This window comes from Cytobacillus gottheilii (genome assembly GCF_018582665.1).
Taxonomy (GTDB): domain Bacteria; phylum Bacillota; class Bacilli; order Bacillales; family Cytobacillaceae; genus Cytobacillus; species Cytobacillus gottheilii.
This window is the reverse complement of the sequence record NZ_CP071709.1, coordinates 3,757,419-3,779,333: the sequence shown is the minus strand read 5'-3', so window position 1 is coordinate 3,779,333 and position 21,915 is coordinate 3,757,419. Positions and strand designations below refer to the sequence as shown.

22 protein-coding genes and 1 riboswitch are annotated in these 21,915 nt (G+C 39.5%); of the genes, 19 read left to right on the top strand and 3 right to left on the bottom strand.

The window, feature by feature from the left end; genetic code table 11:
* The first annotated feature begins 5 nt into the window (after positions 1 to 5).
* From J1899_RS18865 to J1899_RS18785, 17 genes are all read left to right on the top strand, one after another.
* A complete protein-coding gene (locus J1899_RS18865; RefSeq protein WP_214475888.1) occupies positions 6 to 1,031 on the top strand; it encodes a methionine ABC transporter ATP-binding protein in 1,026 nt (341 codons plus the stop codon).
* Positions 1,024 to 1,692 (top strand): methionine ABC transporter permease, encoded by a 669-nt coding sequence (locus J1899_RS18860; protein WP_214475886.1) that lies wholly within the window; start codon positions 1,024 to 1,026, stop codon positions 1,690 to 1,692. The genes J1899_RS18865 and J1899_RS18860 overlap by 8 nt, the downstream gene beginning before the upstream one ends.
* A gap of 12 nt (positions 1,693 to 1,704) precedes the next feature.
* Positions 1,705 to 2,556 (top strand): MetQ/NlpA family ABC transporter substrate-binding protein, encoded by an 852-nt coding sequence (locus J1899_RS18855; RefSeq protein ID WP_214475884.1) that lies wholly within the window; start codon positions 1,705 to 1,707, stop codon positions 2,554 to 2,556.
* Between the two features lie 276 nt (positions 2,557 to 2,832).
* Positions 2,833 to 2,985 (top strand): YuzK family famiily protein, encoded by a 153-nt coding sequence (locus J1899_RS18850; RefSeq protein ID WP_214475882.1) that lies wholly within the window; start codon positions 2,833 to 2,835, stop codon positions 2,983 to 2,985.
* 411 nt (positions 2,986 to 3,396) lie between these two features.
* A complete protein-coding gene (gene sufC, locus J1899_RS18845) occupies positions 3,397 to 4,182 on the top strand; it encodes a Fe-S cluster assembly ATPase SufC (protein WP_066442764.1) in 786 nt (261 codons plus the stop codon).
* Between the two features lie 17 nt (positions 4,183 to 4,199).
* Complete coding sequence (sufD, locus tag J1899_RS18840) at positions 4,200 to 5,510, top strand: Fe-S cluster assembly protein SufD (protein WP_214475880.1); 1,311 nt, start codon at positions 4,200 to 4,202, stop codon at positions 5,508 to 5,510.
* Positions 5,510 to 6,739 (top strand): cysteine desulfurase, encoded by a 1,230-nt coding sequence (locus tag J1899_RS18835; protein WP_066442766.1) that lies wholly within the window; start codon positions 5,510 to 5,512, stop codon positions 6,737 to 6,739. The genes sufD and J1899_RS18835 overlap by 1 nt, the downstream gene beginning before the upstream one ends.
* Positions 6,729 to 7,160 (top strand): Fe-S cluster assembly sulfur transfer protein SufU, encoded by a 432-nt coding sequence (gene sufU / locus J1899_RS18830; protein WP_066442767.1) that lies wholly within the window; start codon positions 6,729 to 6,731, stop codon positions 7,158 to 7,160. Before J1899_RS18835 ends, sufU begins: the two co-directional genes overlap by 11 nt.
* 71 nt (positions 7,161 to 7,231) lie before the next feature.
* Positions 7,232 to 8,629 (top strand): Fe-S cluster assembly protein SufB, encoded by a 1,398-nt coding sequence (sufB, locus tag J1899_RS18825; protein WP_066442768.1) that lies wholly within the window; start codon positions 7,232 to 7,234, stop codon positions 8,627 to 8,629.
* Between the two features lie 333 nt (positions 8,630 to 8,962).
* Entirely contained in the window at positions 8,963 to 9,331 is a 369-nt protein-coding gene (locus tag J1899_RS18820) for an ArsR/SmtB family transcription factor (RefSeq protein ID WP_066442769.1), read from the top strand.
* Positions 9,324 to 11,450: a heavy metal translocating P-type ATPase gene (locus J1899_RS18815; protein ID WP_214475878.1), complete on the top strand. Its 2,127-nt coding sequence runs from the start codon at positions 9,324 to 9,326 to the stop codon at positions 11,448 to 11,450. Before J1899_RS18820 ends, J1899_RS18815 begins: the two co-directional genes overlap by 8 nt.
* 187 nt (positions 11,451 to 11,637) lie before the next feature.
* Entirely contained in the window at positions 11,638 to 12,483 is an 846-nt protein-coding gene (locus J1899_RS18810; protein WP_066442770.1) for a DUF72 domain-containing protein, read from the top strand.
* Between the two features lie 94 nt (positions 12,484 to 12,577).
* The gene (locus J1899_RS18805; RefSeq protein WP_066442771.1) at positions 12,578 to 12,880 is read left to right on the top strand and encodes a YunC family protein; all 303 of its coding nucleotides are present in this window, start codon (positions 12,578 to 12,580) and stop codon (positions 12,878 to 12,880) included.
* A 278-nt stretch (positions 12,881 to 13,158) separates the two neighbouring features.
* Complete coding sequence (locus J1899_RS18800; protein WP_214475876.1) at positions 13,159 to 14,250, top strand: HD-GYP domain-containing protein; 1,092 nt, start codon at positions 13,159 to 13,161, stop codon at positions 14,248 to 14,250.
* An 84-nt stretch (positions 14,251 to 14,334) separates the two neighbouring features.
* Positions 14,335 to 14,556: riboswitch (Lysine riboswitch) on the top strand.
* Between the two features lie 116 nt (positions 14,557 to 14,672).
* Positions 14,673 to 16,247 carry a Na+/H+ antiporter NhaC family protein gene (locus J1899_RS18795; RefSeq protein ID WP_214475873.1) on the top strand — a complete coding sequence of 525 codons (1,575 nt, stop codon included), beginning with the start codon at positions 14,673 to 14,675 and terminating at the stop codon, positions 16,245 to 16,247.
* A gap of 334 nt (positions 16,248 to 16,581) precedes the next feature.
* Complete coding sequence (locus tag J1899_RS18790; RefSeq protein ID WP_214475871.1) at positions 16,582 to 18,093, top strand: sodium-dependent transporter; 1,512 nt, start codon at positions 16,582 to 16,584, stop codon at positions 18,091 to 18,093.
* Positions 18,093 to 18,200 carry a MetS family NSS transporter small subunit gene (locus J1899_RS18785; protein WP_151574298.1) on the top strand — a complete coding sequence of 36 codons (108 nt, stop codon included), beginning with the start codon at positions 18,093 to 18,095 and terminating at the stop codon, positions 18,198 to 18,200. The genes J1899_RS18790 and J1899_RS18785 overlap by 1 nt, the downstream gene beginning before the upstream one ends.
* Positions 18,201 to 18,303: 103 nt before the next feature.
* On the opposite strand, the gene J1899_RS18780 is transcribed toward J1899_RS18785, so the two are convergent.
* A complete protein-coding gene (locus J1899_RS18780; RefSeq protein ID WP_246586725.1) occupies positions 18,304 to 19,230 on the bottom strand; it encodes a M23 family metallopeptidase in 927 nt (308 codons plus the stop codon).
* Positions 19,231 to 19,484: 254 nt separating this feature from the next.
* On the opposite strand from J1899_RS18780, the gene lipA reads away from it, so the two are divergent.
* A complete protein-coding gene (gene lipA, locus J1899_RS18775) occupies positions 19,485 to 20,402 on the top strand; it encodes a lipoyl synthase (RefSeq protein ID WP_066442775.1) in 918 nt (305 codons plus the stop codon).
* A 47-nt stretch (positions 20,403 to 20,449) separates the two neighbouring features.
* Here the strand turns inward: lipA and J1899_RS18770 are convergent, their stop codons facing one another.
* Positions 20,450 to 21,073, bottom strand: coding sequence for a YhcN/YlaJ family sporulation lipoprotein (locus J1899_RS18770; RefSeq protein WP_343216728.1), 624 nt, complete (start codon positions 21,071 to 21,073; stop codon positions 20,450 to 20,452).
* A gap of 122 nt (positions 21,074 to 21,195) precedes the next feature.
* Between J1899_RS18770 and J1899_RS18765 the strand changes: the two genes are divergently transcribed.
* Complete coding sequence (locus tag J1899_RS18765; RefSeq protein WP_066442777.1) at positions 21,196 to 21,471, top strand: YutD family protein; 276 nt, start codon at positions 21,196 to 21,198, stop codon at positions 21,469 to 21,471.
* A 91-nt stretch (positions 21,472 to 21,562) separates the two neighbouring features.
* Here J1899_RS18765 and J1899_RS18760 read toward each other — a convergent pair whose 3' ends face one another.
* The gene (locus tag J1899_RS18760) at positions 21,563 to 21,850 is read right to left on the bottom strand and encodes a cytosolic protein (RefSeq protein WP_151574304.1); all 288 of its coding nucleotides are present in this window, start codon (positions 21,848 to 21,850) and stop codon (positions 21,563 to 21,565) included.
* Positions 21,851 to 21,915: the final 65 nt, after the last annotated feature.

Genomic DNA, 21,915 nt, shown 5'->3' with positions numbered 1-21,915 from the left:
AACATATGATTTCTATAAAAAATGCAAAGAAAATATTTGCAACGAAAAAAGGGAAGGTCAACGCGGTTGATCAAGTGAACCTTGAAATTAAAGAAGGCGAAATTTTTGGAGTGATTGGCTACAGTGGAGCGGGGAAAAGTACATTAATCCGTATGCTAAATGGTTTGGAAATTCCTACTGAAGGCAGTGTAGTCGTTGCCAATAACGAAGTTTCACGCATTAAAGGCAGTGACTTAAGAAAGGCCAGACAAGAGATCAGTATGATTTTCCAGCACTTTAATCTGCTATGGTCCAGAAATGTTAGAGAGAATATTGCCTTTCCACTGGAGATCGCAGGCGTTTCGAAGCAGGAAAGAATAAAAAGAGTGGATGAACTCATCCGTCTTGTTAGTTTAGAGGGGAGAGAGGATGCATATCCTTCCCAGCTGAGCGGAGGGCAAAAACAAAGGGTTGGCATTGCGAGAGCACTGGCGAATAATCCTAAGGTGCTGCTGTGTGATGAGGCAACATCTGCGTTAGACCCACAGACAACAGACTCAATTCTTGAACTGCTTGTCGATATTAATGAACGACTTGGCTTAACCATTGTACTTATTACACATGAAATGCATGTAATTCGCAAAATTTGCCACCGTGTAGCTGTGATGGAGAATGGTCAGATTGTTGAAGAAGGACCTGTTCTTGAAGTATTTAAAAACCCAACTGCACCGATTACAAAGAGATTTGTACAGCAAGTGACTGAACCGGAAGAGACGAAGGAAACTGTTCAGCATCTACTCGACCTTTATCCACAGGGGCAAGTCATTCAGCTTGGCTTTGTTGGTGAGGCTGCAGAACAGCCGCTTATTACGAATTTAATTCGTCATTACTCGGTTACAGTAAATATTCTGCAAGGGAAAATATCACAAACACAAAAGGGTTCTTATGGAACATTATTTATTCATCTTGATGGGGAACAGACGGAAATTGCTAAGGCAATCGACTATATCCATTCCCAGAATGTTGGAGTGGAGGTGATTTCTAATGGTTAATTCACTCATTCCAAATGTCCAATGGGATAAAATGTGGGAAGCTACATTAGAAACATTATATATGACGGCTATATCGGTTTTTGCAACCTTTATCCTGGGTACTATTTTAGGATTGCTGCTCTTTTTAACAGCCAAAGGAAATATTTGGGCTAATGCTCCTGTTAATAAAGTCATTAGTGCCTTTGTTAATATTTTTAGGTCTATTCCATTTATTATCTTAATTGTACTTTTAGTTCCTTTTACAAAGCTGATCTTAGGCACAATGATTGGTCAAAATGCAGCATTGCCTGCTCTTATTATCGGAGCAGCGCCATTTTATGCCCGAATGGTTGAAATAGGTTTGAGGGAAATTGATAAAGGGGTTATTGAAGCAGCGAAATCGATGGGTGCTAAAACTAGCACAATTATCTGGAAAGTGCTTCTACCTGAATCAATGCCAGCATTAGTTTCTGGTATTACAGTTACTGCCATTGCGTTAGTAGGTTATACAGCTATGGCTGGTGTAATTGGTGCAGGCGGACTTGGAAACCTCGCTTATTTAGAAGGCTTCCAGCGTACCCGTGCAGATGTAACGCTTGTAGCAACGATTATTATATTAATTATTGTATTTATCATCCAATTCATTGGTGATTTTATAACATCAAAATTAGACAAACGATAGGAGAGAAAAAAGATGAAAAAATGGTTATCAATTTTATTAGCCTTAACAGTAGCACTAATTATTTCTGCTTGCGGAACTTCTGATGAAGGTACTGAAGGAGACAATGCAGGCGGCGGTGAAGAAGCTGAAACGACAACACTTAAAGTTGGCGCTTCAAACGTTCCGCATGCTGAAATTTTAGAAGAAGCAAAACCTCTTTTAGAAGAGAAAGGCTTTGAACTGGATATCACTACATTCCAAGATTATATTTTGCCAAACCAAGCTTTAGAGGCTGGAGATATTGATGCTAACTACTTCCAGCACATCCCTTATCTTGAGGCACAAATCGCTGAGAATGATTACGATTTCGTAAACGCTGGCGGAATTCACATCGAGCCAATTGGTGTATACTCTCAAAAATATGAGAGCTTAGATGAACTTCCAGATGGTGCAACAATTATTATGAGTAACTCTGTTGCTGACCATGGCCGTATCCTTTCATTATTAGAACAGCAAGGATTAATCACGCTTAAAGAAGGCGTTGAAAAAACAGCAGCAACAATCGAAGATATTGAAGAAAACAGCAAGAACCTAGAATTCGATACTGAATATGAAGCATCCCTTCTTCCGCAAATTTACAACAATGGCGAAGGTGACGCAGTTCTAATTAACTCTAACTATGCAATTGATGCTGGATTAAATCCAATTGAAGATTCTATTGCAATCGAAGACAAAGAATCTCCATACGTAAACGTAATCGCTGTTCGCAGTGGTGATGAGGAGAGCGAAGCAATCAAGGCATTAGTAGAAGTTCTTCACTCACAAGAAATCCAAGATTTCATTCTTGAAAAATATGAAGGTGCAGTTGTACCTGTATCTGAATAATATAAAAAAGCTCCTGTGTTTGCAGGAGCTTTTTTATATGTCTTGATTTTTAGAAACCTGCTTTAAATAAGATTAAACTCCAGCAATTAAACGAACTGACTCCTTCAAGTGACCTTCAGACTGAACCAGCGTCATATATCACGATATATCAGGTTTTACCGTTATTGTGTCGGGTATACAGTCAATGATACGATTTTATAGTAAATAATCCGCACAGCGGAAATTTGAAAGGAATGGTTCGTTATTAACCAGCTAAACCTAAATTATACGAGTGAAATGGAAAAGGCCATGCGTGGAGCCCATGGAGTCGGATATGAGGTTTACAGCCGAAAGCATGATGTGCGAATGGAAGTTGAAGAAAAGCGGCAAAAGGAATATGTAGAAAGCCAGCGTATGGTTGCCGATTTAGAAAGAAAAGTACATTCTTAATGTTATATATATAGGAAGAAACCGGCTCATCTGAATTGAGCTGGTTTTTTCTTTTGCAGTGATCATAAAGGAAATAAAATTAAGTCTTTCACGATCTTTATTTCAGGCTATTTTCACATACAATCCAAGTTAGTCGCAGAAAATAGTTAAATAGGATTTCTGCACTGAATTTGAGCCTTTCAGAAAGGGGAGAATAACTTTAGAGCATACATATACTAAAAAGTTTAAAAAGACGGAAAAAAACTCTATAATTAGACATATTCTCTTATTCCATAGACGAATGTTCTGAAAGAGTTGATATCACTTTTCATTTGTTATAAGATTGTAATGAGAATAAAATGAGAATTAAACTAAGAGGTTTGCGGCAAAGCCGATTTATACAAATCTTTCATAATTGACGGAGGTATTATTATGGCAGCATCAACTTTAACAATTAAAGACCTTCATGTTGAAATTGAAGGCAAAGAGATATTAAAAGGTGTTAATCTTGAAGTTAAAGGCGGAGAGATTCACGCAATCATGGGACCAAACGGAACAGGGAAATCAACATTATCCTCTGCGATTATGGGTCACCCGAAATATGAAGTTACATCTGGCAGCATCGTAATGGATGGTGAAGATGTGTTAGAAATGGAAGTAGATGAGCGTGCTCAAGCAGGTCTTTTCCTTGCTATGCAATATCCAAGCGAGATTAGCGGTGTAACAAATGCTGACTTCTTGCGTTCTGCAATGAACAGCCGCCGCGGTGAAGGCAATGAAATTTCATTAATGAAGTTTATCCGTCAAATGGATAGCAAAATGGAATTTTTAGAAATGGACGTTGATATGGCTCAGCGTTACCTAAATGAAGGATTCTCTGGCGGAGAGAAAAAACGCAACGAAATCCTTCAATTAATGATGCTTGAACCAAAAATTGCAATCCTTGATGAAATTGATTCTGGATTAGATATCGATGCATTAAAGGTTGTTTCAAAAGGAATCAATGAAATGCGCGGCGAAGAGTTTGGCTGCTTAATTATTACGCACTATCAGCGTCTTCTTAACTACATTACGCCTGACCATGTACACGTAATGATGCAAGGCCGCATTGTAAAATCCGGTGGCCCTGAGCTGGCACAGCGTTTAGAGGCAGAAGGATATGACTGGATTAAAAAGGAACTTGGCATCGAAGACGAAACAGTTGGGCAAGAAGCGTAACAGTTAGGAGGATCACTATGTCAACTGAAATCAAATTACCATTTGACAAGGAGTATGTAAGCTCCTTTTCAAAAGATATGGGCGAACCGGCTTGGCTGACTGAACTTCGTACTACAGCTCTTGCTGATGCGGAAAACCTGCCAATGCCCAAACCTGATAAAACAAAAATAGATAAATGGAATTTTACGCAATTTACAAAACATCTTGTAGCAAGTGAAGATTATACCTCTTTAAACGAGCTGCCTGAGGATGTTAGAAGCTTGATTAATTTAGAGGCACAAGAACAAAGCCTTTATATTCAGCGTAATAACAGACCGACATATCTTTCAGTAACGAAAGAGATGCAGGAAAAAGGTGTTATTTTTACAGATATCTTTACAGCTGCAAGAGAGCATGGCGACCTGCTGCAGAAGTACTTTATGACAGATGCAGTGAAAGTGAACGAGCATAAGCTGACTGCTTTACACGCAGCATTGCTAAACGGCGGAGCGTTCTTATATATTCCGAAAAATGTTGAGATCACTGAGCCAATCCAAGCTGTTTATATTCATGATGACAAGGAAGCAAACTTATTCAACCATGTTTTAATCGTAGCCGATGACAATAGCTCAGTTACGTATGTTGAAAACTACGTATCGACTGTTGCTGAAGCAGATGGAATCTTTAATATTGTGACAGAGGTAATTGCTGGCGCAAATGCAAAGGTTCAATATGGAGCAGTGGATACACTTGCTAAAGGCACAACCGTTTATGTTAATCGCCGCGGAAAAGCGGGCAGAGATGCACGTATTGAATGGGCGCTAGGATTAATGAATGACGGGAATACTATTTCTGAAAATATCACGAACCTGATCGGTGACGGTTCGTTTGGTGATACGAAGTCAGTAGTCGTTGGACGCGGTGAACAAACACAAAACTTTACTACAAGTATTGTTCACTTTGGGAAAAATTCCGAAGGCTATATCTTAAAGCATGGAGTTATGAAAGATTCTGCAACTTCCATCTTTAATGGCATCGGAAAAATTGAGCATGGTGCATCTAAGTCAAATGCAGAACAGGAATCCAGAGTTCTAATGCTGAGTGAAAAAGCACGCGGGGATGCAAACCCGATCCTGCTTATTGATGAAGATGATGTTACAGCTGGTCATGCTGCATCAGTTGGCCGTGTGGATCCGCTTCAGCTTTATTATTTAATGAGCCGAGGTATTTCACAGACAGAAGCAGAGCGACTTGTAATCCATGGCTTCTTGGCACCTGTTGTTAATGCCCTTCCAATTGAAGGAGTTAAAGCGCAATTAACAGAGGTAATTGAAAGGAAAGTAAAATAATGAATATAATGGACATTCGCCAAATGTTTCCGATCCTGCATCAGGAGGTTAACGGCAGTCCGTTAGTCTATTTGGACAGTGCGGCAACGTCACAAAAGCCGATTCAGGTTATTGAAGCGATTGACAGCTATTATCGACAATATAACTCCAATGTTCATAGAGGTGTTCATACCCTAGGGACAAAGGCGACTGATGGCTATGAAGGTGCACGTGAAAAAGTCCGTAAGTTCATCAATGCAAAATCAACTGAAGAAGTGATCTTTACCCGAGGAACTACTACTTCTCTGAATACAGTAGCTGCAAGCTATGCCCGTGCAAATCTGCAGGAGGGTGATGAAATTGTCATCTCCTATATGGAGCATCACAGTAATATCATTCCGTGGCAGCAGGTTGCAAAAGCAACAGGAGCAATACTAAAATATCTGCCGCTTCAAGAAGATGGAACGATTTCTCTTGAAGATGTGAAGAATACAGTTACAGACCAGACAAAGATTGTATCAATCATGCATGTATCCAATGTTCTTGGTGTCATTAACCCGATTAAAGAAATTGCACAGATTGCTCATCAGCATGGAGCCGTAATGGTTGTAGATGGGGCGCAAAGTGCACCTCATATGAAGGTTGATGTCCAAGATCTGGACTGCGACTTTTTCGCCATGTCAGGCCACAAAATGTGCGGGCCAACAGGTATCGGTATTTTATACGGGAAGAAGCAGCTTTTGGAAAACATGGAGCCAATTGAATTTGGCGGTGAGATGATTGACTTTGTTGGTTTACAGGAATCAACTTGGAAAGAGCTTCCTTGGAAGTTTGAAGGCGGAACTCCTATCATTGCAGGTGCAATTGGTCTGGGAGCAGCGATCGACTTTTTAGAGGAAATTGGACGTGACAACATCGAGGCGCATGAGCATAAGCTTGCTGCGTATGCGATGGAGCAGATGTCTGCTATAGAAGGCATGACCATCTTTGGACCAAAAGATGCTTCGAAAAAAGCAGGTGTTGTTACCTTTAACATTGATGAAGTTCATCCTCACGATGTGGCAACGGTACTGGATGCTGATGGAATTGCTGTCAGAGCCGGACATCATTGTGCACAGCCGCTTATGAAATGGCTGAAGGTATCATCAACTGCCCGGGCAAGCTTCTATCTGTATAATTCAGAGGAAGATATTGATCGGCTCGTTCAAGGGCTTGTCAAAACAAAGGAGTATTTTAGCGATGTCTTTTAATAACTTAGATACCCTTTACCGTCAAGTCATTATGGATCATTATAAAAACCCGCGCAATAAAGGGATTTTAGAAGATGACAGTTTAACCATTCATATGAATAACCCAACTTGCGGAGACAGAATTCAATTGACAATGAAAGTGGAAGACGGCATCGTAGCAGACGCAAAGTTTGACGGTGAAGGCTGCTCCATTTCAATGTCCTCTGCTTCTATGATGACTCAGGCTATAAAGGGAAAAACCTTTGAAGATGCGGTTAAGTTATCGAAGATCTTTTCTGATATGATGCAAGGCAAGGATTATGACGATGAGATTGATCTTGGTGATATTGAAGCACTGCAAGGAGTTTCTAAATTCCCTGCCCGAATTAAATGTGCTACCTTGCCATGGAAGGCAATGGAAAAGGGTATTAATGAATCATAACCATAAAACAATTTTGGGATAAAATATAGCCAAAGGATGATTCCTGAGGCAAAGAATGGAGGAATACGACGATGGCAAAAAAGATGCCTGACATTGGCGATTACAAGTACGGATTTGCCGATAAAGACGTTTCCATTTTCCGATCAAAACGCGGTTTAACAAAAGAGATTGTTGAAGAAATTTCAAAAATGAAGGAAGAGCCTCAATGGATGTTGGACTTCCGTTTAAAATCATTAGAGCACTTCTACAACATGCCAATGCCGCAATGGGGCGGAGATTTAGCGTCATTAAATTTTGATGAAATCACTTATTATGTAAAACCTTCTGAAAAGACTGAGCGTTCTTGGGATGAAGTTCCAGATGAAATCAAGCAAACATTTGATAAGCTTGGAATTCCTGAAGCAGAGCAGAAGTATTTAGCAGGTGTATCTGCTCAATACGAATCAGAGGTTGTTTACCATAACATGCAGGAAGATCTTGAAGCGATGGGAATCGTATTTAAAGATACAGATTCTGCACTTCGCGAAAACGAAGAGATCTTCAAAGAGCACTGGGCAAAGGTTATTCCGCCAACAGATAATAAGTTTGCGGCCTTAAACTCTGCTGTATGGTCAGGCGGTTCTTTCATCTATGTTCCAAAAGGGATCAAAGTTGAAACACCACTGCAAGCATACTTCCGCATTAACTCTGAGAACATGGGGCAATTCGAACGTACGCTGATCATCGTTGATGAAGGCGCACATGTGCACTATGTAGAAGGCTGTACAGCTCCTGTTTATACAACAAACTCACTTCATAGTGCGGTTGTTGAAATCATCATTAAAAAGGATGCATATTGCCGTTATACAACAATCCAAAACTGGGCAAACAATGTTTATAACCTTGTTACTAAGCGTGCAGTTTGTGACGCAAACGCAACAATGGAATGGATCGATGGAAATATCGGTTCTAAATTAACAATGAAATACCCAGCTGTTATTTTAAAAGGAGAAGGCGCGCGCGGAATGACTCTTTCCATTGCATTAGCAGGTAAAGGTCAGCACCAGGACGCAGGTGCAAAAATGATTCACCTTGCACCAAACACGTCTTCAACAATCGTTTCGAAATCCATCTCTAAACAAGGCGGAAAAGTAACATACCGCGGAATCGTTCAATTTGGACGCAAAGCTGATGGAGCACGTGCAAACATTGAGTGTGATACGTTAATCATGGATAATCAATCAACATCTGATACCATTCCATATAACGAAATCTTAAATGATAACATCTCACTTGAGCACGAAGCGAAAGTTTCTAAAGTATCTGAAGAGCAGCTGTTCTACCTAATGAGCCGCGGAATCTCTGAAGAAGAAGCAACAGAAATGATCGTAATGGGCTTCATTGAGCCATTTACAAAAGAACTTCCAATGGAATATGCAGTAGAAATGAACCGTCTTATCAAGTTCGAGATGGAAGGATCTATTGGATAATCCTGCAGAAAAAAAGACGAACCTTCGTGGTTCGTCTTTTTTTAATCCATTTGTTGAGTTTGGCGAATAAATAAGTGATCTTGGCGAAAATATGAATATAACGGCGAATATAATTTTTTTACGGCGAATAAGTGCATCCTAACGGCGAAAAAATTCTTTTTACGGCGAATAACCTGTTTAAATCATCATCCCGCTTCCTTTTAGAGGAAGTACTTTTTGTGTATTAGACTAGATCTTAAAAGATCTATCAATTATTCAAACAATCATTTGACCATTAGAATAATCTTGCATATACTAATAATCAAATGAATGTTTGAATGAGGAGGGGATATTTTGAAACACGATGATATTTGCGAAGTGAGCTGTGTGGATGAGGTAAAAGTAAATCGAGTGAAAAATTCGATCCAGCAGAAGGATACGATGTCTGTTGCACAAATATTTAAAGCTCTTTCTGATGATACGAGGATTAGAATCGCTTTTGCTTTATGCGAAGAAGATGAACTTTGTGTATGCGATGTTGCTAATATTGTTGGCAGCACAATGGCTACTGCGTCTCACCATTTACGTCATCTTAAAAATCTTGGTCTGGCAAAGTATCAGAAACGAGGTAAACTCGTGTATTATTCCTTGGATGACGAGCATGTCAGACAATTGATTCAAATAGCCTTTGCACATCAGCAGGAGGGAAAGCTTCATGAATAACTCCGAATTACAGAAAAGTGTTTACCGCGTTCAAGGCTTCACCTGAGCAGGCTGTGCGACAAAGTTCGAAAAGAACGTCAAACACCTGGATGGTGTTTCTAATGCAAATGTTAATTTTGGTGCATCTAAGCTTACTGTTTATGGTGAGACAACGATTGAAGAACTCGAAAAAGCAGGAGCCTTTGAAAACTTAAAACTGTATCCTGAAAAACAAAAATTTGAAGAGAAAAAGATTCCATTTTTCCAAAAACACGGGACAGTCATCGCATCGCTTATATTCCTGTTAATAGGCTGGTTGGCTGCAGAAATATCAGGTGAAAATAGCATGGTTTCTATACTGGCATATGCCAGTTCTATTTTAGTGGGCGGTTATCGGCTCTTTAAAACAGGAGTTATGAATTTATTCCGTTTAGAGTTTGATATGAAAACTTTAATGACCATTGCAGTTATTGGTGCTGCTGTTATTGGTGAATGGGGTGAGGGTGCAACAGTTGTTATCTTGTTTGCGATCAGTGAAGCCCTTGAAACATACTCCATGGATAAAGCACGCCAATCAATACGATCATTGATGGACATTGCTCCTAAAGAAGCTTTAATCAGAAGAGGAAATGAAGAACGCTTTATTAATGTAGATGATATTCAAGTTGACGATATTATGATCGTTAAACCTGGGCAAAAAATAGCAATGGACGGAATCGTTTTAAAAGGAGTATCAACAGTCAATCAAGCAGCTATTACGGGTGAATCAGTACCTGTGTCAAAATCAATTGAAGATGAAGTTTTCGCAGGAACGTTAAATGAAGAAGGACTGCTAGAGGTAAGAGTTACAAAACTTGTGGATGATACAACCATTGCAAAGATCATACAATTAGTGGAAGAAGCTCAGGCAGAACGGGCACCATCACAGGCATTTGTAGATCGCTTTGCCAGGTACTATACCCCAATCATCATGCTGGTTGCACTTGCCGCAGCTGTTGTACCTCCTTTATTCTTCGATGGAGATTGGGAGAGATGGATTTACCAGGGATTAGCTGTTTTAGTAGTCGGCTGTCCATGTGCCCTTGTTATTTCCACACCCGTATCTATTGTAACGGCAATTGGGAATGCAGCACGTAATGGTGTTCTGATCAAAGGCGGCATTCATCTTGAAGAAATGGGAGGAATTAAAGCAATTGCCTTCGATAAAACAGGGACCTTAACAAAAGGAGTTCCTGTGGTAACGGATTACCTTCCAAATACAGATATTGATTCTGATGAACTGCTGACTATTGTTGCAGCTTTGGAAAATGGTTCACAGCATCCGCTGGCTTCTGCCATTATAAAAAAAGCTGATGAAGAAGATTTAAAATACAAAAGTATATCGATTGAAAAATTTTTATCAATAACAGGAAAAGGAGTTACAGGCTCAATACATGGCATAACCTATTATGTCGGCAGTCCAAGTCTATTTGAAGAAATATTAGAAAATGGATTATCAAATGAGCAGAAGGAAACGATCTCGCAGCTTCAAGAACAGGGCAAAACGGTCATGGCTGCCGGAACATCTTCTAAAGTTTTAGGGCTGATTGCTGTTGCTGATGAATTAAGAACAAATAGTAAAGAGGTTATTCAAAAGTTACATTCATTAGGAATTCAAAAGACCATTATGCTGACAGGAGATAATGCTGGCACTGCAAATGCAATCGGCCAACAGGCAGGTGTTTCGGATCTAAAGGCAGATTTGCTGCCGCAGGATAAATTAACGTTTATTAAAGGTCTGAGAAGCGAATATGGCCGGGTGGCTATGGTTGGGGATGGTGTCAATGATGCTCCCGCTTTAGCAGCCTCTACTGTTGGTATTGCAATGGGCGGTGCTGGAACAGATACGGCTTTGGAAACAGCTGACATTGCATTAATGGCGGATGATCTTGAAAAACTGCCTTTTGCAGTTAAGTTGAGCAGAAGAACATTATACATTATTAAACAGAATATTATATTCTCTTTAGGCATTAAACTATTGGCCTTACTCTTAGTTGTTCCAGGCTGGCTAACACTGTGGATTGCTATTTTTGCAGATATGGGTGCAACACTAATTGTTACATTGAATGGGTTAAGGCTGCTGAGGGTGCAGGATAAATAGATTTGAGGTTCGCTATCTAGGGGAACCTCTGTATGAACTGAATTAAATGCATGAAACTGACGGCCATGCTTACCAGTAATAAATGTGCTATAAATGGATTATGAACTATAAAGCTCTATATCTTGCATTTTGCTTAAAATACACCAAATTGGGATATATTCATTATAAATAGAGAGGGGGATATTCGATGATCACCATAGGTGTAACTGGGTGGGGAGATCATGATCAATTATATACTGGCAATGTAGCTGCACGCGATAAGCTGAAGGAATATAGCGCCCATTTTCCAGTCGTAGAAGTTGATTCAGCGTTTTACGCTGTTCAGCCTGTACGAAATGCGAAAAGGTGGACAGAGGATACCCCAGATGGTTTTCAGTTTGTTGTCAAAGCGTACCAGGGGATGACAGGGCATGAACGAGGTAAGATCCCCTTTGAAAGCAAGGAAGAAATGTTTTCAGCATTTAAAGAATCACTTCAGCCTTATATAGATCGTAATAAACTGGCGATGGTTCTTTTCCAATTCCCGCCATGGTTTGATTGCCAAAAAAAGAATGTAGACTATCTGCGATGGTGCAAGGCACAGATGGGAGATATTCCATGTGCACTGGAGTTCCGCCATCAGTCATGGTTTAAGGAACACTTTAGGGAGAAGACGCTGCAATTTATAAAGGATGAAGATTGGATTCATACAATATGTGATGAACCGCAGGCAGGGGAAGGATCGATCCCGATCGTACTCGCAGCCCCTCGATCTGATAAGCTTCTTGTTCGTTTTCATGGTCGTAATGTCCATGGCTGGCAAAAGAAAAATCATGACAATTGGCGTGAGGTACGTTATTTGTATAACTATAATAAAGAAGAGCTTGCACAATGGGCTGAGTATATTCGAACACTAGAACAGAAGTGTGAGCAAATTTATGTATTGTTTAATAATAACTCCGGCGGAGACGCTGCTGACAATGCTAAGCAGTTCATTGATATGCTTGGCATTGAATATAGCTGCTTAGCACCAAGGCAGCTCGATTTATTTTAGTGGCTGATAAGTAGGTTTTCATAAGAGATTTCCCAGGTTCTACACTTTTTTTCTTGTACCATCATATGGTGTAAGGAAAGGAGTGGGGCAAGATATGATGAATTTAAGTCCTATAGAGATTGATGGCCATACATTCTTAAGTGTATCGGTGGAACTTCCTAAAACAAATCTACTTGTAGTTACAAATGATAAAGGATATATCATGTGCGGAGCATTAGATGTGGCACTTCTAAATGAAAAGCTAAAAGATCGAAAAGTGATTGCAGGAAGAGCTGTTGGTGTAAAAACGATAGAACAATTAATTGAAGCGCCGCTTGAATCTGTCACATTTGAAGCTGAAACACTTGGAATTAAGAAAGGCATGACAGGCAGAGACGCTCTTTTAAAAATGATATAAATAATATTTAGAAGCTGAGATTGCTATATGCAGTCTCAGCTTTTTTAGCAGGCTATATACTGATAATTAAGAATCAATCTCCATGTGAAGAGAAAAACAGATAATTTATAAATTTTCTTTTGCTAGCTGCTGGAGGAATGATAATATATGATTAAGACTAAATTCCTGCTTTGAAATGCTCAAACTTGAATAATATGGGCAAACATGTAAAATATTGATGATAAAAGCGAAAAGTAGAATTAGAATGGATAACTTATAGATGAAAAAGAGGTTTTTTCATGAGATTAGTGTCAACAAAATCTGCCAAAATTGGCAGTGTACTAGGGAAATCCATATATAATGATAAAGGCAAAATCCTTTTAAATAGAGGAGTAAAGCTTGACGGAAGAATGTTATCCAGGCTGCAGAAAATGGGGATTACATATATATATGTAGTAGACGAGAGAATGAAGGATATTGTTTATAAATCCACATTGCCGGAAAAATTGCGCCGAGAAGCAATTCTTATGATTGAAGATACGTTTCGGCAATCAGCAAATGACCAGAATTTAGATAAATCCTTCGTTATAGATAAGGCGTCAAAAAGTTTCTCCAAGCTGATCAGCACGCTCTTGGATGAGATAAAAGGAGATCAAAACCTCATTTCAATAATGTCTGACGTGTATACATATGATCATTATATTTTCTCTCATTCTTTAAATGTTACACTTTATTCCTTAGCGATTGGTTTACAGCTTAACTTCTCCCAAAAGGATTTAGAACTGCTGGGTATGGGGGCGATATTGCATGATGTTGGGAAAATGCAGATACCTGAGAACATACTGTTAAAGCCCGGCAGATTAACGGAGGAAGAGTTTCTTCAAATCAAGAAGCATGCTGAAGCAGGGTTCGACTTATTACGTGGAGTACATAGTGTCTCATTAATCGTGGCTCATTGCGCCTATCAGCATCATGAGCGTTTGAATGGAAGCGGATATCCACGAGGTATTTCTGGAGAAGACATCCATCCCTTTGCCAAAATTATCGCTGTCGCAGATGTGTTTGATGCCGTCACATCTAATCGTATTTATCGTCAAGCTATGCTTCCGCATGAAGGTATGGAAATCTTATATGCAGGGTCTGGCACATTATTCGATGCAAAACTGATTGAAAGCTTTCGGCAATCTGTTGCTTTATATCCAGTCGGGATGACTGTTGAGTTAAACGATGGAAGAAAAGGTGTTGTGATTCATCAAAATGTAGGAATGTGCGATCGCCCTATTGTGCGGATTCTTGAAGAGAGCGGTTTAAGGGTTGAGGCCTATGAACTAGATTTAAAGCAAGACTTATCAATCATGATAAGCGGCTGTGATACAACATGGCAGAACTAATGTTTATAGAGGAAAAGACCTCCATTGTAGAATGTTTATTATTTTGATATAATTATTCTAATTGAATATGAACCTTATCATATCCGATGGGGTAGAGGTGCAATATTCATTAGTAAGCTGTTTGAGGATGACAACAAGGAGAGCAGCTGAAAGGGAATACTGCCGAAGTGGATAGCTGATGTCAGCGGCTATCTCGCTGGGGTTACCTTTAAGAGAGGTAACACTGTCATTGCAAGATTTGAAAAGTCTTTGCAGTCTTTATTGCATTCTTTTCGTTGACCCTTGCAATGGGGAGCTACAGATCGTAATGGAGAAGAATAGATTATCAAGAGTGATGATAGAGATTCTCTGCCATTGCTCTTTTTATTTTGAGCTCTTTTGCTATGCCTCTGCCGAAATGATTTCTGGGAGGGTTAAATATAATGGAAAATACAATATTTTCTCTGCTTCCGCCGCTTGTTGCAATACTTCTTGTTATTTTAACGAGAAAAGTGCTGCTTTCGCTAGGAGTAGGGATTCTTACAGCATCAATTATACTTGCTGAAATGGACTTTCTTGAAGCTGGATCTATACTATGGGAAACCGTAAAAGGAATTTTTATTGATGGTGGAAGCATTAATACGTGGAATATGTATATTATTTTATTCCTACTGATATTAGGGGTTATTACAGCGTTCATCTCTATATCGGGAGGAAGCAGGGCCTTTGGCGAATGGGCAATGAAACGGGTAAAAACCCGGGCAGGTGCACAGGTGATCGGTGCCATATTAGGCGTGATTATCTTTATTGATGATTATTTTAATGCGCTTGCAGTTGGTCAGATTTCACGGCCGATTACTGATCGTCAAAAGGTATCAAGAGCCAAGCTTGCTTATTTAATTGATTCGACATCTGCTCCTGTCTGTGTTGTATCACCTGTTTCAAGCTGGGGTGCCTATATTATTGCTTTAATCGGTACCATTCTTGCATCTCATAATTTAACGGACTATACAGCCTTTTCGGTATTTTTGCAGATGATTCCTATGAATTTATATGTGTGGACAACGCTGGCCATCGTTTTTATCGTTGCGATCAAAGGATTTGAGATCGGGCCAATGAAAAAGCATGAAATTCGGGCTGTAAGAGATAATCAGGTAATGGACCCTGAGAAGCCTGCACCTGGAAAATTAGAGGAAGATTTACCTGTTAGTACAAAAGGAACAGTCGGCGACTTAGTCTGGCCAATTATCGCATTAGTGGCAGGTACAGTGGGGGCGATGATCTGGACTGGTTATCAGGCTGTAACGGGTAATGCGACCATTTTAACGATTTTTGAAAATACAGATGTCTCAAAATCCCTTGTTCTCGGTGGCGTCATTGGATTAATTGTTACATTGCTGTTCTTTACAAGACAAGTTACCGTGAAAAAAGGGATTGAAGGCTCTGTTGTTTTCAAAGGGATTTGGAGCGGAATTAAATCGATGCTCCCGGCAATCTATATTCTTCTATTTGCCTGGGCGATTGTTGATTTAATTGGACAGCTGGAAACAGGTGCCTACCTGGCTGGACTTGTTGAGAATTCAAATATGGAGATATCCTTTTTGCCCTTCCTTCTATTTATCATCGCGGGAGTAATGGCGTTCAGCACAGGAACTTCATGGGGATCTTTTGGAATATTACTCCCGATTGCAGGTGATATTGCTGCAGCAACAGATATAAACCTGCTGCTGCCTGCAATGGCAGCTGTACTAGCTGGAGCCGTTTTTGGCGATCATTGTTCTCCTATATCAGATACAACGATTCTTTCGTCAACAGGAGCAGGATGCAATCATATCGACCATGTTCTTACACAGCTTCCATATGCCCTTATATCAGCAGCAATATCGGGTGTCGGTTTCCTGATCCTTGGTTTTACAGACAGTACGATCTTAAGTGTGGCCGCCATTGCTCTATTACTGATTGTATTTACCTTTGTCGGTACTCGAAAATTCAAGTTAGACATGGAACAGATGAAATAATGATGATAAAGAGTCTTCTCGTCAATAGCGGGAGGGCTTTTCTTTTTTTATTGTATTTTTAAAACTTTCTGAAATATACAGAAAGAAATTCTCTTACATGCATACATATAGATTGAGAGGAGGAGGGACTGGGACTGCCGGAAATACGAGAAGATGAACGTAATTGCTTTTCTAGTAACGAAAAATAAATAAATATTATGTCCCAAATAATGTTTTGACAGTAGTAGTAAAAGTATATATACTAAATTTATATTAAATTAAATAGTCTGAAAATATAAAAATTTCCCACTTGCGGAAAATTTAATGCGGACTATTGTAGGGGGTATAATAGATTATGGAAAATCGTCCTCAGTGGGGTACGAGAGCTGGATTCATTTTGGCGGCTGTAGGTTCAGCTGTTGGTTTGGGAAATATCTGGCGATTCCCGGCAGTAGCATATGACAATGGAGGAGGAGCATTTTTTATTCCTTATTTATTTGCTCTTCTAACCGCTGGGATTCCTTTATTGATTATGGAATTCACCATCGGTCAGAAATATCGCGGCTCTGCTCCTTTATCGTATGCGAGAATGAATAAAAAGTATGAATGGCTTGGCTGGTGGCAGGTTGCTATCTCATTTGTTATTGCCACATATTATGCAGTTATCATCGCTTGGGCCATGTCTTATGCACTTTTCTCATTGAATTTAAAATGGGGAGATGATCCAACATCATTCCTGGTTGGAGAATATCTTCAAGTTGCAAATCCAGGTGAATTTGGCGGAATGGTTCCAGGAGTGCTTATACCACTAATAATCGTATGGGTTATTACACTCGGTATCCTATTCAAAGGTGTTAAGAAGGGGATCGAAGCAGCAAACAGAATTTTTATTCCTGCACTAATTATTTTATTCTTATTTATCGTTGTCAGAGCTATAACATTAGATGGAGCAGCAGCTGGATTAGAAGCCTTCTTTACACCTGACTGGAGTCAGATTGCCAGTCCGACTGTATGGGTAGCGGCTTATGGTCAAATCTTTTTCAGCTTATCAATTGCTTTTGCCATCATGATTACGTATTCAAGCTATCTTCCTAGAAAGACTGACATTACAAACAATGCCTTTATAACAGGATTTGCAAACTCCAGTGTTGAGCTATTAGCCGGAATTGGGGTGTTTGCAGCATTAGGATTTATGGCTGCGCAATCTGGCGTGGATGTAAGTGAGGTTGTTTCTAGTGGAGTTGGCCTGGCATTTATGGTATTTCCACAAATTATTAGTGAAATGCCTGCACTTAGCGGAGCGTTTGGAGCAGCATTCTTTATCTGCTTAACGCTTGCTGGTTTAACATCCTTAATGTCGATTGTTGAAACATTTGTTGCTGGTATTGAAGATAAGTTTAAAGTTTCCCGTACAAAAGCTGTATTGGTAGGCGGCGGCTTAGCAGCTTTAGTTTCACTCGTTTTTGCTACACGAGGCGGACTAAACTTCTTAGATGCAGCTGACTATTTTATCAATAACTTTGGAGTTGCATTAGCTGGTTTGGTTGAGGTTATTATCGTTGTATGGGTAATGAGAGAATTATCAAACCTTCAAAAACATGCAAACAGCATGTCTGATATTCAATTAGGCGGCTGGTGGAAACTATGCTTAGGTTTTATTACACCAATCGTCCTTGGTTACATGATGATTCAAAACATTTACACAAACATTAAAGAGAACTATGAAGGCTACCCTACAGGATTCTTAATCTGGTCTGGATGGGCTGTTGCCGTATTGGCTATTATTCTTGGGTTCGTCTTTATGGCTCTTAAGTGGAATAAAGGAACAGAGCTTGATGTTCCAGAAAACAAGGAGGTATCTCAATAATGTCTGGTGTATCCATTACAGTAATGATCATTGGGATGCTTATTATCTGGGGAGGACTTGCTGCAAGTATAGGCAATGCCATTTCCAAAGCAAAGAAAAGTAAATAAAGTAAATAGGGGAGAGTCAATTGGCCATGCTGCGGCAATTGACTCTCCTTTTTTGTGTGAAATTATAACAGCTCCTGTCTTAGACTGGATGCTGATAATAACTTTATTTCCTTTTCCTTTCCTGCCGTTCCCATAGCTTTAAGTGTGGATATGGGTCATAGGACCATTCTGATATACCGTTGTCTTTGTACATTCCATAATGCAGATGTGGAGGGAATTTCCCTGATGTTCCAGGAGGTCCATATCCAGAGCTTCCGACACCGCCAATCATCATGCCGGGTTCAACAATCTGTCCAACTTTAAGATCCTTTGTAAAGCCGCTTAAATGAGCATAGTAGTGATAGTTATTGTTGATGTCACGAATGCCCACACGCCATCCGCCATACTTGTTCCAGCCTTTCATTTCCACAATGCCATAGGAAGTGGCTCTAACTGGGACACCGTATCCAGCAAAGATATCTGTTCCTTCATGTATTCTGCGTCCGCCCCATCCGCGTGCATCGCCCCAAGTATTTCGATAGCTGTATGTGCTGTTAAGAGGGACTGGAAAGGCATGCTCATCTAAGTTTAGACGCCCGTAATGCTTATAAATATCTGCTTTCCCAATTATAATTCTGACTGCTTTATCTCTTTTATAGTAATTCCATAAGCCAATTTTTAAATTATCATGATCTGTTCCATATGCAAGAAGAAGCTTAGCGAAAGAAAATAGAACATCTTCATCGCTCTTTAGACTCGCTTTCCCATCTCCATCCCCATCTGTGCCTAATCCGTTAAATAAGGCTATCGTTTTAGGATTCTCATCTTGTTTATTTGGATTTAAAACGCCCGTCCATTGTTCCTCTTTAAAGTATATACCAGTCAAACCTTCAGCCTTAGGAATATCCCGGCGAGCTTGACGAACATTTCTTTCATATTGATCAATGGCCGCTAAATAGTACCACGGTATGTTTGTCACAGCTTCCGTTCGTGTATAAAGCTCCATCCTTTTAACGTATTCATTTTCATTTGATTCAGCAAATACATTCAGTTGAAATGCAGCAAAACATAAGACAGTATAAAGAATAATGTTAAAAAGACGCACATTGAACCTCCTTTCACTTTTTCTTTCCTAGTTAGTTTATGAAAAAAGACAAAAACAATAGATCATAAATTTTGGTAATGAAAAAACTGTACTACTTGTCCTTGATGGGTGCATATGATACAGTGACAAGTGAAAGAGTATTTTGACATTACATATTGAAAATTGCGGATTTAGTAATTTCTCAGGATGGAGTGAGTGTTTTGAGCAAAAAGGAAGAGTATTTGCGCAAGCCTGAATGGCTTAAAATAAAGTTGAACACGAATGAAAATTACACTGGTCTTAAAAAAATGATGCGGGAAAACAGCTTGCACACAGTTTGTGAGGAAGCAAAATGTCCGAATATTCACGAATGCTGGGCAGTCAGAAGAACGGCTACATTTATGATTTTAGGATCTGTATGTACGCGCGCCTGCCGCTTTTGCGCTGTGAAAACAGGTTTGCCAACTGAACTGGATCTTCAAGAGCCAGAAAGAGTAGCTGATTCAGTTGCCTTGATGAATTTAAAACATGCTGTTATTACAATGGTAGCCAGAGATGATCAAAAGGATGGCGGAGCAGCTGTTTTGGCAGAAACCATAAGAGCGATCCGCAGGAAAAGCCCTTTTACCACTGTGGAAGTATTGCCATCTGATCTTGGTGGCGCAACCGAGAATTTAAAACTTGTAATGGATGCTAAGCCGGATATTTTGAACCATAATATTGAAACGGTTGAAAGATTAACTCCAAGAGTCCGTGCTCGTGCGAAATATCAACGTTCCTTGGATTTTCTAAAGCAAGCCAAAGAAATGCAGCCTGAAATTCCTACCAAGTCCAGCTTAATGATTGGTTTAGGAGAAACAAAAGAGGAAATCATTGCGACAATGGATGATTTAAGAGCACATGATGTTGATATTATGACAATTGGACAGTATTTACAGCCATCTAAAAAACATCTGAAAGTTCTTAAGTATTATTCACCAGAAGAGTTCAATGAATTAAAGGAAATTGCAATGGAAAAAGGATTCAGCCATTGTGAAGCGGGTCCACTTGTCCGTTCTTCCTACCATGCTGACGAACAAGTTAATGCTGCTGCAAAACAAAGACAAGCTATGGGTGATAAGCAGGTTCAACAAGCATAATATTAAGAAAATCAAGAGGCAGACAGCCTCTTGATTTTTTCATGAATTTAAAGATTATTTTCATCCATTGTTCCCTGATCCGGGTCTCCCTTTTTCTTTACACCCTGAGGAGATTTCTGCAGTTCCTTAATAAGCTGACTGATGCCGTAATCTGCATTTTCACTATTGGAATCCATGGTGGCATAGCTTTCTACTGTTTTACGCAAATTTGTATTATCACTTACATATATGTGATACCAGCTCGGAACAACTGACAAGGCCATTCGTTTGACCTGATCCGCTGTATAGTTTCGATCCTCTGTATCTGCGTCATAAATAATAATGACTTCTTCATCTGTAACCAAAGTAGATACATCATCGACGTTTGGCACCTCGGTTGAATATTTACTGATTATATCAGCCAATTGTTCGCGATCAATTGCTGCATAATGCTCATTGGCAACACTTTCTCCGAGAACAGGACTGCGCTGGTGACGTACATAACCAAAGTCTTCACTGACATCATCACGGTCGCCATCGTTTCCTTGATGATACAATTCAGCTCGCTGGTCGTTTACATTAATGGTGTTGCCGCTTTCCTGATAAAGATCATTTTGGGCACTATCATTTTGACAGCCTGTTAGGGCAGTTAATCCACAAAGACAAAGAAAAATAAATGTTTTTTTCATCATAAACACCTCCAGTACTATTAGAATTGCCTTATGTTTTATTTTTTTCTCTTAGTAATTGATGGAGAATCAGTTATAATTTAATTAACGAAAACAATTGAACTTGCTTCCAAAGAGGTGAAAGTATGATTTGCATTAATAATTTATGCTATGAAGTGGTTGAAGAGCAGCGCGATGGCTTTAATGAGGAAGCTTTCAAGGGCAGATTTAGTGAAATTTTAGCCCGATATGATTATATCGTTGGGGATTGGGGCTATGGGCAGCTGCGGTTAAGAGGTTTTTTTGATGATCAAAACCATAAAGCAACCTTCGATACAAAAATAAGCACGCTTACGGAATACTTATATGAGTATTGTAATTTTGGCTGTCCTTATTTTGTGGTTAAAAAGATAAGTAAATAACATATGTAATCACGTTGATTTCTTTGTTCTTAAATTAAAGCCCAAGAATTTTATTAAATTCTTGGGCTTTTTAAGAATATTCTTTTTATCCTTAGGTTTCCGTATATGGCTGCTCTTCATTTACATCTGGATCATCATGTGTTGGGTGGGCGCCATCCATTTGTCTGGGCAAATTTTGATGAAGCGACTTAAATTCATAATTAAAAGCACTATAAGGGCGCTGTCCCTCTTCCCATGGTGTGCTTTTATTCTGGACAGGTTCAGTGGCATTAATTGGAGACCCGTACGGTCCTTCTGGTAAATCTTCCGGGATAATAAAATTTTTCTGTGTTTCTGCATTGGAAAAGTCTGTATATGCTTCTTGTTCTTTGTCAGCCATCATGACATCACTCCAATGAAAAAGTAGCGAAGAAGTTCCGCATTAATAGCATTTGCGGCTTTACA